The sequence below is a fragment of the Chryseobacterium sp. SSA4.19 genome, from assembly GCF_022601875.1.
Classification (GTDB): domain Bacteria; phylum Bacteroidota; class Bacteroidia; order Flavobacteriales; family Weeksellaceae; genus Chryseobacterium.
Genome location: NZ_JAKVIP010000017.1, coordinates 21,642 through 39,402, shown reverse-complemented (window position 1 = coordinate 39,402; position 17,761 = coordinate 21,642). Strand labels below are relative to the sequence as shown.

Annotated in this window: 15 protein-coding genes; 10 read left to right on the top strand and 5 right to left on the bottom strand. The window is 38.2% G+C overall.

What is annotated here, in order from left to right:
• Window positions 1-982 precede the first annotated feature (982 nt).
• Together MKJ01_RS12845 and MKJ01_RS12840 are read left to right on the top strand one after the other, a co-directional pair.
• On the top strand, window positions 983-1,561 hold the full coding sequence (locus MKJ01_RS12845) for a CinA family protein (RefSeq protein ID WP_241614494.1): 579 nt from the start codon (window positions 983-985) through the stop codon (window positions 1,559-1,561).
• 238 nt (window positions 1,562-1,799) lie between these two features.
• Window positions 1,800-2,417, top strand: coding sequence for a DUF4142 domain-containing protein (locus MKJ01_RS12840; protein WP_241614493.1), 618 nt, complete (start codon window positions 1,800-1,802; stop codon window positions 2,415-2,417).
• 220 nt (window positions 2,418-2,637) lie between these two features.
• Here MKJ01_RS12840 and MKJ01_RS12835 read toward each other — a convergent pair whose 3' ends face one another.
• Both MKJ01_RS12835 and MKJ01_RS12830 read right to left on the bottom strand, forming a co-directional pair.
• On the bottom strand, window positions 2,638-3,267 hold the full coding sequence (locus tag MKJ01_RS12835; protein WP_241614492.1) for a response regulator transcription factor: 630 nt from the start codon (window positions 3,265-3,267) through the stop codon (window positions 2,638-2,640).
• On the bottom strand, window positions 3,260-5,263 hold the full coding sequence (locus MKJ01_RS12830) for a sensor histidine kinase (protein WP_241614491.1): 2,004 nt from the start codon (window positions 5,261-5,263) through the stop codon (window positions 3,260-3,262). The genes MKJ01_RS12835 and MKJ01_RS12830 overlap by 8 nt, the downstream gene beginning before the upstream one ends.
• A gap of 229 nt (window positions 5,264-5,492) precedes the next feature.
• Between MKJ01_RS12830 and MKJ01_RS12825 the strand changes: the two genes are divergently transcribed.
• The 5 genes from MKJ01_RS12825 (at window position 5,493) to MKJ01_RS12805 (ending at window position 10,195) form a co-directional block, all read left to right on the top strand.
• The gene (locus tag MKJ01_RS12825) at window positions 5,493-6,110 is read left to right on the top strand and encodes a carboxypeptidase-like regulatory domain-containing protein (protein ID WP_241614490.1); all 618 of its coding nucleotides are present in this window, start codon (window positions 5,493-5,495) and stop codon (window positions 6,108-6,110) included.
• Between the two features lie 235 nt (window positions 6,111-6,345).
• Window positions 6,346-7,554, top strand: coding sequence for a serine hydrolase (locus MKJ01_RS12820; RefSeq protein WP_241614489.1), 1,209 nt, complete (start codon window positions 6,346-6,348; stop codon window positions 7,552-7,554).
• 60 nt (window positions 7,555-7,614) lie between these two features.
• Entirely contained in the window at window positions 7,615-8,373 is a 759-nt protein-coding gene (gene bla / locus MKJ01_RS12815; protein ID WP_368366352.1) for a subclass B1 metallo-beta-lactamase, read from the top strand.
• A gap of 463 nt (window positions 8,374-8,836) precedes the next feature.
• Window positions 8,837-9,409, top strand: coding sequence for a CinA family protein (locus MKJ01_RS12810; RefSeq protein WP_241614487.1), 573 nt, complete (start codon window positions 8,837-8,839; stop codon window positions 9,407-9,409).
• A gap of 33 nt (window positions 9,410-9,442) precedes the next feature.
• Complete coding sequence (locus MKJ01_RS12805; RefSeq protein ID WP_241614486.1) at window positions 9,443-10,195, top strand: SDR family oxidoreductase; 753 nt, start codon at window positions 9,443-9,445, stop codon at window positions 10,193-10,195.
• A 13-nt stretch (window positions 10,196-10,208) separates the two neighbouring features.
• On the opposite strand, the gene MKJ01_RS12800 is transcribed toward MKJ01_RS12805, so the two are convergent.
• On the bottom strand, window positions 10,209-10,817 hold the full coding sequence (locus tag MKJ01_RS12800) for a DNA-3-methyladenine glycosylase (RefSeq protein WP_241614485.1): 609 nt from the start codon (window positions 10,815-10,817) through the stop codon (window positions 10,209-10,211).
• Between the two features lie 120 nt (window positions 10,818-10,937).
• Window positions 10,938-11,534, bottom strand: a complete 597-nt coding sequence (locus MKJ01_RS12795; RefSeq protein WP_241614484.1) for a Crp/Fnr family transcriptional regulator — start codon at window positions 11,532-11,534, stop codon at window positions 10,938-10,940.
• A 262-nt stretch (window positions 11,535-11,796) separates the two neighbouring features.
• Here MKJ01_RS12795 and MKJ01_RS12790 point away from each other — a divergent pair, with 262 nt between their 5' ends.
• Window positions 11,797-12,642, top strand: a complete 846-nt coding sequence (locus tag MKJ01_RS12790; protein WP_241614483.1) for a cyanophycinase — start codon at window positions 11,797-11,799, stop codon at window positions 12,640-12,642.
• A gap of 110 nt (window positions 12,643-12,752) precedes the next feature.
• Here the strand turns inward: MKJ01_RS12790 and MKJ01_RS12785 are convergent, their stop codons facing one another.
• A complete protein-coding gene (locus MKJ01_RS12785) occupies window positions 12,753-14,480 on the bottom strand; it encodes an FAD/NAD(P)-binding protein (protein WP_241614482.1) in 1,728 nt (575 codons plus the stop codon).
• Between the two features lie 302 nt (window positions 14,481-14,782).
• Here MKJ01_RS12785 and MKJ01_RS12780 point away from each other — a divergent pair, with 302 nt between their 5' ends.
• Window positions 14,783-17,035, top strand: a complete 2,253-nt coding sequence (locus tag MKJ01_RS12780) for a family 20 glycosylhydrolase (protein ID WP_241614481.1) — start codon at window positions 14,783-14,785, stop codon at window positions 17,033-17,035.
• Between the two features lie 18 nt (window positions 17,036-17,053).
• Complete coding sequence (locus tag MKJ01_RS12775; protein ID WP_241614480.1) at window positions 17,054-17,686, top strand: Crp/Fnr family transcriptional regulator; 633 nt, start codon at window positions 17,054-17,056, stop codon at window positions 17,684-17,686.
• The last annotated feature ends 75 nt before the right edge of the window (window positions 17,687-17,761 follow it).

The window sequence follows — 17,761 nt, the reverse complement described above, 5'->3', positions numbered from 1 at the left end:
ATTATTATATTGTGTGCAGCATTATTATTTACTTTTTTATACTGGGTTGCCAGAAAAATCGTAAAGGTATGATCATCATCAGATTCTGATATAATTTAGCTTTTCCTGGATATGTATATAAGTTAAAATGAGAAACAACGGTTCTACTAAGTCTAATCTTTAATAACATACTTGAGCAGGCAGAATACGCAGTAGATCTGAAGGTAGCTTTTACATTGGAATTAGCAATGAATATTATAAAAACAAAATCCCCGGGATGTCCCGAGGATAAAAACTAATAACCATGAAAACTCAAATTAAACATGAGAATCAGTTGCAAAGATACATAAATAACTCTACTTTTTACTATATTTTTTTATAAATATAATTTTTATTTAAAAAAATATTTTTACAAGATCTACATCTTTACGCTGAACCTTCCTGTTTATGGGGACAAAGCTTTAAAATGAGAGACTGAATTTAATTTTATTTTTATTAATTTAAATGTGGTATGGGCTTTATAGAGCTTAAAAATAGGTTTAATGGCTTTAAATGTACTTTTTTATTGATTTACTAATGCAAACAAAACAATAGTGCAATCTGATAAAAAAGATAGGATCTAAGTTTCATATTAGACAATAAAATTCCAAATTTAATAGTGATTTGTTATATGGTAACAACTGGAATTATAGAATAACTCCACTTTATTGTGATTTTTAGTGTGAGGTAAAATGTTGATTTTTCCGATATGTTTTTCACTTCTGACTTGTCTCGAAAATCTAATTGTCCGATTATCAAAAATACCTGCTTAAAATTATTTATGTATTCCTGAATTCCTATATTAGACACATGGCTTCTATATTGGCTTGATTTTAGATGATGCGTACTGCAGGTATAAAATTACCTCCCTCTTTTACAGAAGTTTGGCAATAATAAAACTTCCAGGATCTCAAAATAGAACCAGTCGAGTGAAAGATTTAAATGAAAAGGAAAAACCGTTTTTATGATTTTAAAATCTTCAAAAATTGATCTGACCATTGAACAGCTGAACGTAAAATCGTTCATCCATTTTCTTGTTGAGCTTCAAAACCTGTTGAAATATATAGGGGAGCAACTGACAGAGATCAATGAAACGGTTTCTATTGCTGAAAATGTAACTTCAGGATTTTTACAGTTTTCATTTTCACAGATTAAAAATGCCTCTGAATTTTTTAAAGGCGGAATGACTGTGTATACAGCTGATGATAACATCAGTCTTTCTGATAACCTTGAAAATGAAGTGCTTTTTTGCCATTCGGTATCACCGGATACTGCTGAAGAAATGGCGCTTGCGGTTGAAAAAAAGTTTAAAAGCGACTGGTCGGTTGCAGTAACGGGATATGCTCTTCCTGTAAAAGAATCCAGACAAAAATTATACGCTTTCTTTTCCATATCATACCATGGCAAGATTATTCTTTCGGAAAAGCTTGATCTGCATTCCCGTACAATACCCATAAAAGCCCAGTTATATTATAGTGAATTCATATTGGGTTGTCTGAAACTTGAACTTGATAAAGTAAGGGATGAGCGGAAAGCGATATGAAATTTAAATACAAAGTTTGAACATCAAAACGTATCATATTTATTCACTTTTTTTAAATAATCATCTTAAGTACATTCCTGATTTTATATACACTATTAATATTCTGCTGTTATATTCTATTTTTCAATAATAATATGAAGAATAAGCTGATTTATTACATTTTGGCAGATAAATTGTTACAGGTAGATTGAGCAAAATAATATTGCTGTTTATTTTTTTAACCATTTTAAATTATAGTATGAAAAATTCAATTTTAGCCATTTTAGCAGTTGCTTCTATGGTAGCATGTAAAAAGAATGAAACCACAGATGTTGATAAGTCTGCAGACAGTTCGGCAATGACGGCACCTGCCGCTGATTCCGGGATGATGAACAATGATTCCACCGCTGTTCCGGCTACAACAACTGATACAAAAACCGCTTTAAGCGATCAGGATAAGAAATTTGCAGATGCGGCAGCAAAAGGAGGAATCATGGAAGTTATGATGGGGCAGCTTGCAGCAACAAATGCAACAAATGCAACTGTGAAATCGCTAGGACAAATGATGGTTAAAGATCACGGTAAAGCTAATGATGAGCTTAAAAAATGGGCCTCAGCAACGGGCTATACTTTGCCTACCGCTTTAGATGCCGATCAGCAGAAACAATACGATGGACTGAAAGCAAAAAAAGGAGCTGAGTTTGACCGTATGTATGCCGATCTTATGGTAACTGACCACCAAAAAGATATCGCAGAATTTAAAAAACAGGCATCAGGAGGTTCTGAAGCTTCATTAAAATCTTTTGCCAGCACTACACTTCCTACACTTGAACACCACTTGATGGAATCTGAGAAAGCGAAAGCAGCCGTAAAATAGATTAAGCTGAAAATTACTACGGCTACTATTTTAATTAGCCCGCATATTATTACAAAGGTTATTCTGAATGATACAGGTTTTTTAAGACCGGTTTTTCAAAATAACCTTTGATTTTTTTATATTCTGAAGGTGTATTAAAGAATTTTATGGACTCTTCATCGGCATAATATCTTTAACTTGTTTGTTACAGATCATTTTAGCCAAGCAATAAGGAAGAAGTTTATAAAATTTTCTGTTGATTGGCAGCCATAATCAGTTCTGCCACATTTTTCACCTGGAATTTCTGGATAAGATTTCTTCTGTGGGTATCGACTGTAAGTGGGCTCAGGAAAAGTTCCTGGCCAATCACCTGGCTTGTTTTTCCCTCAGCAAGCAAGGCTAAAATCTGCTGTTCTCTGCGGGTAAGTTTCGGTAATGCCAAAGACCCGTTTTTAGAAGGACGGCTTATAATTTCAACTACTTCACGGCTATAACAGATATTGCCCTTTAAAGCTTCTGCGATGCAGTGCCTCAATTCTGCAAGTGCGCTGTTTTTTAACAGATAACCGCTGGCTCCATTCTGGATGGTTTGTAAAATAATGCTTCTTTCCGTATGATTGCTTAAGATTAAAATAATAGTCTCTACGGATTGTGCTTTGATCAGCTTGCACAGCTCCATACCGTTAATATCAGGTAAGGTGATATCCAGTAAAATCAGGTCCACAGGATGATATTTAAGATAGGACAGCAAATCCTGTCCGTTATAACATGAACCTACGATCTGGATATTCTCTTCATTGGAAAGCAGATTTTTTAACCCTTCAATCACAATAGGATGATCATCCACAATAACGGTACGTAATTTATTCATCTGTAGTAATGGTATTAAGTTCAATATTAACGGTTGTTCCTTCACCAGGAGCAGACAAAAGCTCAAATTGTCCCTGAAGATAAGCGATGCGGTTTTTAAGATTATTGATTCCCATTCCTTTATTTTCACTGAGCAGTTCAGGATCAAATCCACGCCCGTCATCCTCGAAAGTAATAAAAATTATATCTTCATTCTGGCTGCACTGCATCAGTATATTCTCTGCCTGTGAATGGCGGATTGAATTGGAAATCAGTTCCTGAATGATCCGGTAGATATTCAGCTGTACATTAAGCGGGATATTCTTTTGGATATTAAATGATTCGCAGGAAATCTGAAGTCCTTCCCGCATGTAAAACTCACAAAGATCTTTTAAAGCCGTCTCTAGTCCGAACTTCAGCAATGTATCAGGAACCATGTTGCGGGCAATACGCCTCAATTCGGTAACAGAAGCGTCGAGCTGGTCAACGGTTCTTTTGAAGTCTCTGTCTTCCAAAATATCAGGATGTGCATTTGCCCAGCCGGAAAGGTTGATTTTTACTCCGGCCAGCATGCCGCCCAGTCCGTCATGAAGGTCGCGGGCTACCCGTTCCCGTTCAAGTTCTTCACCATCCAGCATGGCTTTGGCTATTTTCAGCTGTTGCTTTTGTTCCATTTCGCTAAGCTGATGATGATAATTGATCTCTCGTTGTCGGGCCAGTTTTCGGTTGCTGCGTGCATTGAGAAAGATAAAGCCAATTATAGCAAGAAGAAAAATACATCCAAGACCTAAAAACCAGCTGTTCAGTCGGTTATTTTCAGCATTCAAAGCTGCCTGTCTGTTCTCTGCCTGCAGAGCAGTAATTTTTTGATCATTCTTTACCGTTCTGAATTTGGTTTCCAGTTCGCTGATTTTCAGTTTGGTCTGACTGTTGTTAATGCTGTCACTCACCATACGGTACCTGCTCAGCCATTGGTAGGCGTCTTTGTAATCTTTTAGCTTTTCGCTTGTCTTAGCCAGTTCACCATAAATGGCAGCTTTATCATTGATATCTTTAGTAAGTGTTTTTTCGCTCACTATTTGAAGAAGCAGCTGTCTGGCTTTATTATATTTTTTCTGTTGCCTGTAAATTTCATTCTGCCGAAATAAAAATTGTTGGTGAAGCTGTTGCTGATGATATTTCCTGGCGAGCAAAGCTCCTTTTTCTGCGCTAACGATTGCCTTTGTCAAGGCCCCTGAAGTAATATAATACAAAGTTTCATTATAGTAATACAGGGTATTATTCAAGGATCCTGGAAAAGGCTGTAAGATGTTTTTAGCCTGCCGGAGAAGAGGCCATGCTTTTTCAGGCTCATTCTTATAGCAATAAATGCTTACACCGCTTAAATAAGCAAATAGCATCGTGCTGGATTTAGGATCTGCCTTTTCCAGGATATCAATGGCTTTCTGATTATAGTCAATGGCTTTGTCAAACCGGGAATTATTCATCAGAATAGTTGAAAGCTGGGTATAATAATGCGCAACTGTTATCGGGCTGCGTGCTTTTTCAGCATATGGAATTGCTTTTTCAAGGATAATCTTCGTAACAAAATCATATCCTTCTTTATCTTTATTCATTAAGCCATAATTAAACCAGGCAGCGGAGAGTTTTTGGTAGCTCTTGCTGTCTTTAAAACGACCCAATGCTTCAATGGCTTTTTTAAAAGCTGCTGATGCTTTTTTCCGGTTCCTGATGTAGTAATATTGTCCTTCATAAAAATAAGACAGGGCTCTGTAATAGGAGTATTTTTCTCCCAGTTTTTTCCCTATAGCCAGATAATTTCCGCTTTTCGTTGTGTCTTTGAATTTCCAGTAGTCGGTCAGTAAAAAGCTGGCATCGGCTTTCGAGCTGTCGGCCTTTTTTGATAAAAGTACATGATTCAGGCTGTCCACATACCGGTTTTCGTCAAGCGGAATCTGCTGTTGGGCAAACAAGTGCAGCGGGTACCATACAAAGATAAATAATAAAAGATGTTTCATTGATTATGGCCGTTAATCTATATTGTGGATATCAGGCTAAATTTTCTGTAAATATCCGTCAAAAAAATCTTATGAACGATCACTTCAGTTGCTCCATATTTAAAACTACTGAAAAACCAGTAGAAAAAAAGACCTGAAAACCGGTATTTCGTGTTGGGAAGACTTGCCATAGCTTTGTATATACCTAATCTGAACACATCAACACAATTACAGTATTTACTTTATGATTATGAAAAAAATAATTCTTTCAGTATGGCTTATGATGACGGCAGCAATTCCACTGTCTGCACAGTATAAAGAACCCGAAAGAAAGGATAAGAAAGAAGTGTACTATCCAAAAATTGCCTTTGATTCTCTTCTGGCTAAAAAAATGCTGGCCAAAGGAAAAGCAACTATAAAAGGAGTGGCCTTTACAAAAGCCAAGAATAATTTGGGCATTAAAGGCGGCAACCGTATTTACGCAAATCAGATTAAAGTTGTGCTGCTTCCTGTGACTCCCTATTTTAATGAGTGGTTTGAACTGAGAAAAGAAAAAGAGAGTATAAGAAAAAGAAGGTATGTTTATCTTTCAAACGCTGCTTACCGCTACAGGCTGGAAGCAATCACCAATAGCAACGGTGAATTCACATTTCCTGAGATGAAGCCGGGGACCTATTTTTTACAGGGTTTTTTGGGCTATACCAAATATGGCTATTACAATGAATATACCGGAACGGGATACAACAGCTATGGAGGCCAAACCAATTATTATCAGCAGAAACAATACTCGGTAGACCATGAAGACAGGATTGAAGAATTTGTTGAAGTAAAAAATGACGGAGAGATCGTAAAAGTCCGGCTCCATTAATGCTAAAAGCTGGCGGTCTGTCTGGATAATCAAAAAGTAGCGGAAGGAATTTATTCACACTTTCGGCAACGAAAAATTTTTATACCATGGCATTATGGTAATATGAAAATCGAGAAACATTCTTGGTGCCGCCTGCAGACTTACAGATCCGGAAAGTAATAAAAACACAATAATCATATATATATCCGGATCTCCAGGCCTGTCTTATTTTTACATCACAATAATTAGTTGACTTATGAAGGTATGGTTTCAGATAGCTGTTTTTTTTATCCTGCTGTCATCAAATCAATGCTGTGCACAGATTGCTTCACAGCATGTTGTTCAGCATATATTAGACAGCAGCATCATAAAAAAAATGAATGAAAACTGTATTGTGGGATTGGGTGCATCAGTGATAGTTGATAAAAAACAGGTCTGGCATCAAGGCTATGGCTTTGCAGGCAGAACAGATAAAATTGCATTTACTCCTTCAACAGTCATGAATATTGCTTCCATTTCCAAAACCATTACCGGAGTGTGCCTTATGAAAGCTGTAGAGCAGAATAAAGTCTCTTTGGATACGGATATTAACAACTATTTGCCGTTCAGAATTATCAATCCTTATTTCCCTGATGAAAAGATTACCCTGAGAAATCTTGCCACCCATACTTCGGGACTTGCCGACCGTTATCCTTTTTATACGGACAGCCTGTATACCTATGCACAGGATGCCCGCGAGCCGCTTGGGGATTTCCTGAAAGATTATTTTGTGCCGGGAGGGAAGCATTATTCAAAAGATAACTTCCTTAATCATAAACCGGGTACGTACCGGGACTATTCAAACATCGGAGCAGGGCTGGCCGGATATATTGTTGAACGGCAAACCGGCATGAAACTGAACCTGTATAGCAGGAAATACATTTTCAAACCTTTAGGGATGAAGCATACAGGCTGGTTTTTTTCGGAAGTCAATCTGAAAACCCATACAAAACTCTATTCAAAAGAAGAAAATCTTATTAAAGAAATTCCGCTGTATAGCGTTGTGACCTATCCTGACGGTGGTGTGCGGACTACTGTGGACGATCTCTCACGTTTTTTTATTTTCCTGTTGAATGACGGAAAGTACAAAGGGAAACAAATTTTCAAAAAAGAGAGTATTCAGGAGATGATGAGGTTCCAGTTTACAAAAGACCATACACCGGGAAATGTAAATCCGGATAAACTAAACTCAGGGCTGTTCTGGGCAACCAAAATGAGTGCAACCCGGATAGGGCATAATGGATCTGATCCCGGGGTAAGAACTTTTATGCTTTCGGACCTGAATAAGGAAGTAGCTGTCATCCTATTTTCAAATACTTCGCTCACTGAAAGTGAAGAGGATAAATTCTTTGACATCTACAATGATCTTTATAAATTTGGACTGATTATAAAAAATGCCCAAAGCAAGGCACCGGATAAGCATTGATCTGATGTAAGTGATCTGCATTTTGTAAATTTGAAATCCATAGAGAATTAACACATAACAATAAAATTAATCATGAAAGCAGGCTTTATCATTTTATTATCCTTAATACTATTCAATTGCCGTTCTCAAAAAGATTTATCCTTCAGACCTAAAGTTGTGTATAAATCGGATCAGTTGATCATCACTCAGGTTTCGCCAAACTCATTTGAGCACACTTCGTTTTTACAGACTAATGATTTCGGGAATGTTCCCTGTAATGGCTTAATTGTGAAAAACGGAAATGAAACCATTATTTTTGATACACCTACGAATGATCAGGGTTCTGAAGCCCTGATTAAATGGATTATGGAGACGCTTCACTGTAAAGTCAACGCCATTATTCCGACTCATTTTCATAATGACTGTCTGGGAGGATTAAAAGCATTTCATGATCATCATATTCCTTCCTATGCTTATTTTAAAACCATTGATTTTGCAAGGGAAAATAAATATATCATTCCTCAGAATAGTTTCAGGGATTCTCTAACCTTAAAAGTGGGAGACAAAAAGGTAACTGCCAAATTTTTTGGGGAAGGGCACACCAAAGATAATGTGGTAGGATATTTTCCTGCTGACCATATCATGTTTGGTGGTTGCCTGATCAAAGAAATAGATGCTGGAAAAGGATATCTTGGAGATGCTAATGTTTCAGCATGGTCAGGCACCGTTGCAAAAGTTAAAGAAGAATATCCGGATGTGCAAGTGGTCATTCCGGGCCACGGAGATTACGGGAATAAAAAATTGTTAGATTATACCATCCATTTATTTAAAACGCAATAGATCAATTCCGGCTCCCGACCATTCCAGATTACTTAATTGATATTGCATAATCAGGAAAACAACCGCCAAATCATTATTATACGGGATATAACCATGCTGTTGAGAACAGCATGGTTTAGCCGGGTTTTAATTTCAAACCAAAACTTTCTATACATATTCTTGAACTGGAATATTCTTCTACAGATTCTTTAAACAAATCCAGCTGTTTTATTTCTTCTCCTTATTCATTTCTTAATCAAATCGAAATTTCTTCCCAAATTCTACTTTTGCCAGCCAGATTGACCCAAATCATAAAAACTGGACTATAGATTCATTAAATTCGATAATGTTGAAACTACAGATATGTCTGCGGTTATATTATTATATGAATAATATTGGTAAAAAGTTCTTTGATCGAAGCTTTTAGCTATGAAACCTTAACTGTTTCAACGGATCGTAAAAGTTAAACATCAGAAACAAAATAATGATTTTAAAACATTCAGGGATCGGTGTAAGTTCCGATCCTACTTCTGTCAGATCTCTTATTCATTTTATAATGGAATTGGAAAACCTGTTCAACTACATTGGAGGGTGTTTGCTGTCTTCGGGTGAAACCGTTTCAGTAGCTGAAAGTGTGACCTCAGGATTTCTTCAGTTTTCCTTTTCACAGATGAAGGATGCTTCCCAATTTTACAAAGGGGGAATAACAGCATATACCCAGGAAGGAAAAGTAGACCTGCTTCATGTGGATGATGAAGAAGCCACCATGTACAACTGCGTATCAGGTAATATCGCCGAAACAATGGCACTTAATGTAGCAGAAACTTTTACATCAGACTGGTCAATAGGTGTAACCGGATATGCCACTTCTGTAGAAGAATCTGACGGAAAACTGTATGCATATTTTGCAATTGCCTATAAAGGCAATATTCTTCTGTCTGAAAAACTCGACTTGCATACGAGAACCAAAGCTACCAATGCCCAGCTCTATTACAGCGAATTTATCTTAGGGTGCTTTAAGCTGGAACTGGATAAAAAGCAGGAAAAGCAGGATTGAGATAATAATACACTAACCACTATAAAATTAAATATGGAAAATTTACAATTAAAAAACAAGTCCGTACTGATCACGGGTGCGGCTACCGGTATTGGCAAAGCGGTAGCCCTTCTTTTTGCCAGGGAAGGAGCGGATATCGCGTTTATCCACTATCATGATCATGAAGAAGCCGAAGAAACCCAAAGAGAGATTCTTGCATTGGGTAGGAAAGCTTTGGCCTTTGACGGAGATGTCTCCGACACGGTATTTTGTGGAAAAATTGTCGCTAAGACGGTTTCTGAATTTGGAGGAATTGATATTCTGATCAATAATGCCGGTACCCAGGTTCCTTGTGACAGCATAGAAAATCTGAAAGAAGAGGATATCAGGAAGACGTTCGACTCCAATATCATCGGAATGATTTTACTGACGAAAATCGTATTTCCTTACCTCAAACAGGGAAGCAGCATTATCAATACCACTTCTGCTACTGCCTACCAGGGACATAAGGAGCTGATTGATTATTCAGCGACAAAAGGCGCTATTGTTTCTTTTACCCGGTCTTTATCCCTTCAGTTAAAACCGAAAGGCATACGGGTAAATGCCGTTGCACCCGGACCGGTAGCCACTCCGCTTACGGAGAAAACATTTGGTGAAGAAGAGGAAGATAACAGCAAGCCACCTTTTGAACGTAATGCTTCGACAGAAGAAATTGCAGCGAGCTTTCTCTTTCTGGCAACAGAGGCGTCTGCACAGATGACCGGCCAGGTTCTGCATCCTAACGGAGGAATAATTGTAAACGGGTAACCTGATGATATGATTAGTCATGCACAGGTTTACTTACATATTTATTGTTTTTAACGTAGAATCTTAATGGCAGCAACGCGTGTTCGCGGGCATAGGAAACTCCGATACGCGGAACAGCAGTAATTTCATCCGGTGTATAGCTTATGCCCGTGTCCTCTAGCCAGATTTCATCTCCGGTCATGTCTTTTCCGTTGAATGTCAGATCAATTCCTAAAGCTTTTGCCGTGGAAGCCGGCCCGGAAGTTACTGTGCTTTTGCTCACAGGCATAAGCCGTCTGGATTCAATGATGTCAAGACCTTCAAACGGCTCAACTGCTCTTACCAGTATACTGCTGGGATCATCTTTACCGGAGGTTACAATATTAAAGAGATGATGGATGCCATAGCATAAATATACATAAGCACACCCACCTTCTTCATACATAGGTTGGGTGCGTGCCGTGCGTCGGCCGCCAAAAGCATGGGAAGCTTGGTCCGTAACGCCAAAATAGGCTTCCGTTTCTACAATGATTCCTGCAGTTACCTGGCCGTCTTTTTGGGTGAAAAGTATTTTTCCTAATAAATCCTGAGCGAGGAATACCACATCCGGATTCTGATAATAATCGGCTTCCAGCTTTTTCATAATGAGTAGAATTAAAATATCAGTAAGAAACGGTGATTTGCAATTAATGAACAGAAATACTTTAACAATAGTAAAAATTTACGGATTAAATCTCTGAGAAAATTTAGTTATTATTACAGATTATACATATATCTTCCTATTGATGATTTTCAGATAGCCTTCCCGTTCCAGTTTTTTCACTGTTCTGACTACCGTTTCCACCCTTAACCCTGTAATAGAGGCAAGTTGCTGTCTGGTGAAAGGTACTTCAAAAGAAAATTTTTCCGGGTTATAGCTGAAACTTTTATGATATTCCAAAGCTCCTTTGATTCTTATTTCCGGCCGGAGTGAGGTGTTGTTTCGCAGCATGATGAATTTGAAATACAGCCTTTCCGATAAGAACCTGTTGATATCTCTGGAAATCAGGGGATGCTCATCCAGCAGCCTGGTGAAATTCCGGGTAGGAAGTTTGATAATAGTAGTAGGTTCCATGACTACTGCATTCACAGGATAATTCTTGTCGATAAACAACATCAGCTCACAGACACTCAATCCTGAATGAAGTACAGCAAGGATCAGCTCTTTGCCATCCGCATCATAATGGTTCAGCTTGATTCTGCCATCTTTAACCTGATAATACTGCCGGGGCGTATCTCCTTCATTAAAAATAACGTCTGAAGGCTGCAATTGTTCAGTTTCCGCACCATATGACTGTAAAAGTTCTTCTGAAATCAACATAGAAAATTGTTTAATGTTACCGGATTTGTTATATGTAAGGTACCACTATTGTATACGTATCTTTATGATTTGTATCATAAAACTATGTTTTGTTTTTTGCATTGATTGGTAATTTTGAAAGGTTCTTGAAATATGTATTGCAGATAAACTATTTTTCATACCACAAATGGTGAGGATTGATTTGCATCAACTTTATTCTTGGTATTGTTTACTATTTTTGATTGTATAGAAAACACCGATAACAGATAATATGAATTAAAATATGAGCCCAAAAGGAAAATTATTAATTATAGGAGGAAAAGAAGACCGTGACGGTACTGATGTCGACATGAAAGATAAAAACAGGGAGTTTGTATCTCATGAAATCCTTAAACTTGTTGCAACGGATAAAGATAGCCGTATTGAAATCATTACAACTGCAAGTTCGGAGCCGGAAAGCATGCACGAGACGTACAGGAAAACATTTTCTGAAATCGGATATTCCAATTTCGGTTTTATGCATCTTTCCCATGAGCAGAATGATGATGATATCAGCAGAATCAAGGCAGCCCGGTCGGTATTCTTTACCGGTGGCGATCAGAACAGCATTTGTAAAGAGCTGAATGAAACCCCGATTAATGCATTGCTGAAAGAAAAGTATCTTCATGAAGATGATTTTACCATTGCCGGAACCAGTGCGGGAGCTATGGCTATACCTGAAATGATGATTAGTGATGCGGAAGAAGATAAAGCGATGCTGCAGGGTAATATTGAACTGAATCACGGACTTGGGTTTTTAACAACCTGTCTTGTGGATACGCATTTCATTCATCGTGGAAGATTCGACAGGATGGCACACGCTGCGATTATCCGTAAGGATATTCTGGGATTAGGATTAGGAGAGGATACTGCCTTGCTGATCGAAGACGGAGACAAAGCAACTTGTAAAGGATCGGGGATGGTCATTGTCATTAACCCTAAAAAAATTACCCAGACCAACAGCGGGCATGTTAAAAAAGGTTTTCCTGTATTCGCAGAAAACCTGATCGTGCATATCCTGGCAGAAGGCTGTGTGCTTGATCTTCGCTCTGGAGAACTCCAAAGTGTGGAATGTGCTGAAGAGCAGTAAATTATAAAAAATGTACCCAAAAATCTGGGTACATTTTACATATTCTAATCCTACAAGTCTGATTATGTTTACTGATAGAAGTTTAAATTCAAACTGCATGTAATTAATCATCATCCGGCATCACGTATCTTATTTATATCTAAAATCGTGTCGGCAATTCTCTTAGCCGCCGTGTCGCAGAAATCAAGACCTGAATAATCAGGATTAAGTCCTGCAATGTAAGGCACTGCCATAATGAAAAGATCAGGGATCCTTTTTCCGTAATAATCCAACGCCTGGAAATGGTCGTTGATGTTTAACCCTTTAACTTTAAGATAATACTGATCCGCGTCAGTTTCTATAATATTTTTATGGTCTTTCTGATAAGCAGCTTTCGCATTTTCAGGGCTTTTAAATTTCAAATACCCCGAACTAATGAGGCCGTTTTGTTTGAGCCCTTCAAACGGGACATCATTAAACTGGATCGGCTGCTGACCTATAGCGTCAATATATAATTGATAGTGTTCAGAGGTCTGTTGTCCGTTACTATCGGTATAATGATAAACAGCACCTTGGTCGTGATGCGGTTCAATGTGGCTGTCTTCACCGACACTCACCAGACGGATCAGTCCGGCATTGTAAAGAGCAATAACCTCACGGTAAGAAGATTGGGGCAACGAAGCGATGATTACGGAAATCAGAGGTAGAAGAGTCTTCCGTAATCTCAGCATATCTTCAGCAGAAAAATGTTTGGCAGGATAGTTAACCGCATAGCTGAATGCTGACAGGGCCTCCTTCCATGCTATCGATTCGTGTCTCCGGATCGATTTTTCGGCTTCTGCATATTCGGCTTTGAAAAGTTCAAAACTGTCAAGCTCATCCCGCATTGTAAGCATTTTTTCTACAAATTCTTCCATACTTAAATCTTTGATTTTCTCGTAAAAATCAGGATTTTTTCTTTTGAGTGGCTGCATGAAATGGAGGTCATAAACATAATCAAGATCAACAAAGCCACCGTGTGATTTCTTGTACTCGTAAATATCTTCTATTGACATGATCCAGTCTTCCGAATAAGCATCTTCTTCCGTATGGAATCTGAGAGCCGGCAAAAACCCCCGTAATGAAAACAGGCTGATGGAAAAATCCTTACTGCCGTCGTTCAGATAATATTTCAATTCTTTGCCTGCATGCACAAATTTCCCGTTTCTGCGCGCTAAAGTCTTCACTGCATCAATAGCGGTCAGTGAAGTTCCGCGTACTGCGACAGGATAATCAGTCGGATAGCTGAATTTTGAAGGAGGATAAGGTGAATCATACCATCCGGGCTGTTTTTGTTCATAGGTTAAAGGCCAGAAATGTCCTGTACAGATAATAGTAACGGAAACTGTATACCACTGATCTTCCGTTACAATAGTAAAATGATCTTCATTTTCCTTTTTCACAATATCTTTTACGGATGTTCCGGTATGGATGTGAACGTTGATACCCTCTTTTCTGGCAAGCTGGATATAATTTTTAAACTGCTCTTCCAGATAATTTCCCAACAGCAGCCTTGGGATAACCTCATATTCATTTACGGTCCCGTTCTCTACAAATTCCGGGAAATCTGCAGGGTAATGTTTTTTGATGTAATGGACAAAGTCTTCATACAGTTCCGGCAGCTCATTGGCGGAAACATTGGCTACGTGCTCATGGTCTGCCCCATGTCTGCTGTACGGCATTCCGGCTCCAAGCCGTTCATTTTTTTCAAATATATAAATGGTTTCAGGTTTTATATTCTGAAGAAGGATGTGCTTAAAGGCAAAAAGTGCCGCGGGGCCTCCGCCTATAAGCGCAATCGTTGTGTCATTGTTTTCCATACAATAGAATTATGTAGCTTCTTCTATTCAAAATATATTCCTTTATGAGTGAAATCATAAATAAAAGTTATCTGAGTTTCTAAAATTTGTAATGAACAGATCATATTTTAATAAGAATCAGACTACTCATACGACCGATTTTTAGCTTTAATGTAAGCTCTTGTTTTAAATTTTAATAAACATCGGAATCAGGAGCTTTCAAATCTATATTTTCTATATTTTTCAAACAGTAAATGTTTATTTTAGTAAGTTAAAAGTTTTTAAGGAAAGAATTATATTCGCTAAAATATAAACTCAACAAGATGCTGCGTATCCTACTGGCTTTTTCAATGCTATTCTCAGGTGTGATTTTTTCACAAAGCAAATTAAATTTGATTCCGTATCCTAAAAATATTGAATTTTCAAAGGGAGAATTTGTTTTAAATAATCAGACCGTTGTTAAAGGAAACGAAAAATCGTTTGAATATCAGTTTTTTTTAAAATCTTTACATAAAAGTTATCATCTGGATCTCTCAAAAAATGACAGGCGCAGCGGAGATAATGTTATTTTTATATATGTTGATGAAAAAATGAACACAGATGCTGATTATGAGATTGATGTTACAAAAGAATCTATCTCGGTAAAGGCAAAACAAAGTGAAGGTCTCTTCCATGGAATTCAGACTTTACTTCAGCTCATTCAGGATTCGCCCGGCGGTAAAATTCCAGCCATGAAAATTAAAGATGAGCCCAGGTTTGCGTGGCGCGGAATGCACCTGGATGTCTGCCGCCATTTTTTTACGGTTGCTGAGGTAAAACAGTATATTGATTATCTGGCGATGTATAAGCTTAATACCTTTCATTGGCACTTAACGGATGATCAGGGCTGGAGGATTGAGATTAAAAAATATCCGAAGCTGACACAAATCGGCTCAAAACGTAAGGAATCCATGATCGGAGCATATGTGGATAATACTTTTGACGGAAAACCTTACGGACCGTACTTTTATACGCAGGACCAGATTAAAGAAGTCGTAAAATATGCTCAGGAGAGACATATTACGGTAGTCCCGGAAATAGAAATGCCCGGGCACGCATTGGCTGCTCTTTCTGCGTATCCTGGATTGGCGTGTACACAAGGGCCTTTTGAATCGGCAACCAAATGGGGCGTTTTTGATGATGTATTTTGTCCGAAAGAAGAAACGTTTACATTTTTACAAAATGTTTTGGATGAAGTGATAGCCCTTTTTCCTTCGCAATACATACACATCGGCGGTGACGAATGCCCTAAAACAAGATGGAAAGAATGTGCACATTGTCAGGAATTAATTAAAAAGAATAACCTGAAAGATGAGCACGGACTGCAGAGCTATTTCATCCACAGAATAGAAAAATATGTAAATTCCAAAGGCCGGAAAATTATCGGATGGGATGAAATTCTGGAAGGCGGATTAGCTCCGAATGCTGCTGTTATGAGCTGGACAGGAATCAAAGGTGGTGTGGAGGCTGCCCAATCAGGCCATTTTGCCGTCATGACGCCCGGAGCCTATTGTTATTTTGATCATTATCAGGGGGATCCGCAGACTGAACCGAATGCTTTCGGAGGGTTTACGCCTTTGGATAAAGTGTATTCATACAATCCGGTTCCCGATGAATTGAATGCTGAACAGGTAAAATACATTATGGGTGTGCAGGCTAATCTGTGGACAGAATATATCCTTGATTTCAAGCAGGTGCAGTATATGATTTTCCCAAGGTTATTTGCGCTTTCCGAAGTGGGATGGGGCACGGCAGATCCCGGAAACTATAAAGAATTTGAAGCAAGAGCAATCAATCAGTTTAAAGTACTGGATAAAATGAATGTAAATTATGCAAAAAGTATTTATAACATCACCGGAAAGGTAATTCCTGCAGCAAACGGCATTGCCTACGAACTGTCTACTTCTCAGAACCCGGGCGGGATACGGTATACTCTAGATAATACAAATCCTACAGCTGATTCTCAGTGTTATACAAATCCGGTTCCGGTTACCAAATCATTGACATTAAAATCAGCATATTTTGAAAACGGACAATTGAAAAGTGCCGTTTCTTCACAGGACTTTATCCTATCACAGACTACCGGTAAAAAAATAACGTTGGAACAGCAGCCAAGTGAAAATTATTCTTTCGGCGGAGCGTTGACACTTGTTGACGGAATTCTTGGGAACCAGAAGCAATTAGGGAAAACATGGCTGGGCTTTCAGGGGAAAGATGTAGTAGCCATGATCGACTTGGGTCAGAAAATGCAGTTTTCAGAAGTTTATTTTAATACGCTGGACAATAAAGGAAGCTGGATTCACCTGGCAAAATCTGCACAGATCTCTGTCTCTGACGATGGAATACATTTTAAAACGATTAAAGAAGTCGGAAAAGAAGAAATCTTCAGCGCAGAAGGAAAAATAAATCTTAGGGTGGGAAGCCAAAGCTCAAGATATTTAAAAGTTAAAATAGAAAATGCAGGAATTATACCTGCAGGAAATCCCAGTGCAGACTCAAAAGCTTGGCTTTTCGTAGATGAGATCAGAGCCAATTAATCTGAAACTCGTTTTAATATGGAACATTCGGTTTTAAACTCAGAATTTACTTCCTCTCCTGAACTGGTAGAAAAATTATATGCAAACGGAATCACCAGGACCTACAGCGAAGGTGATGTTATTCTGGACGAAAATGCTTCTATCCGTTCTATTCCTATTGTAATGAAGGGAATGATTAAAGTGATCAGGACGGAAGAAGACGGGCGGGAAATTTTATTGTATTACATAAAAGCCGGAGAAAGCTGTATTATGTCTTTCTTGGGTGGAATGCATAATGAAAAAAGCGTCGTCAAGGCTGAAGTGGAAGAAGATGCTGAAATCCTGTTTCTGCCGGTTGATAAAGTTTCACTTTTCATAAAAGAATACCCGGAATGGCTGGATTATATTTTCAGGCTGTACCATAAACGTTTCGAAGAATTATTAGACATTATCAATGCCATTGCATTCAAAAAAGTTGATGAAAGATTATTGAATCTTTTGTACAAAAAATCAAAACTTTTACAGTCTGACCTCATTATTACCACTCATGAACAACTGGCCAATGAGCTCGGAACCGCCAGAGTGGTGGTCTCAAGGCTTCTTAAGCAGCTTGAAGAATCCGGAAAGTTAAAGCTGGGAAGAAACAAAATACATCTTTCCGAACCCGTCTGATTCCTTATGTAACAAAAGTAGCTGTAGAATGTTCAGGATATTTCCATTTTTGCTTCAGAAATTATTTGAACAGAT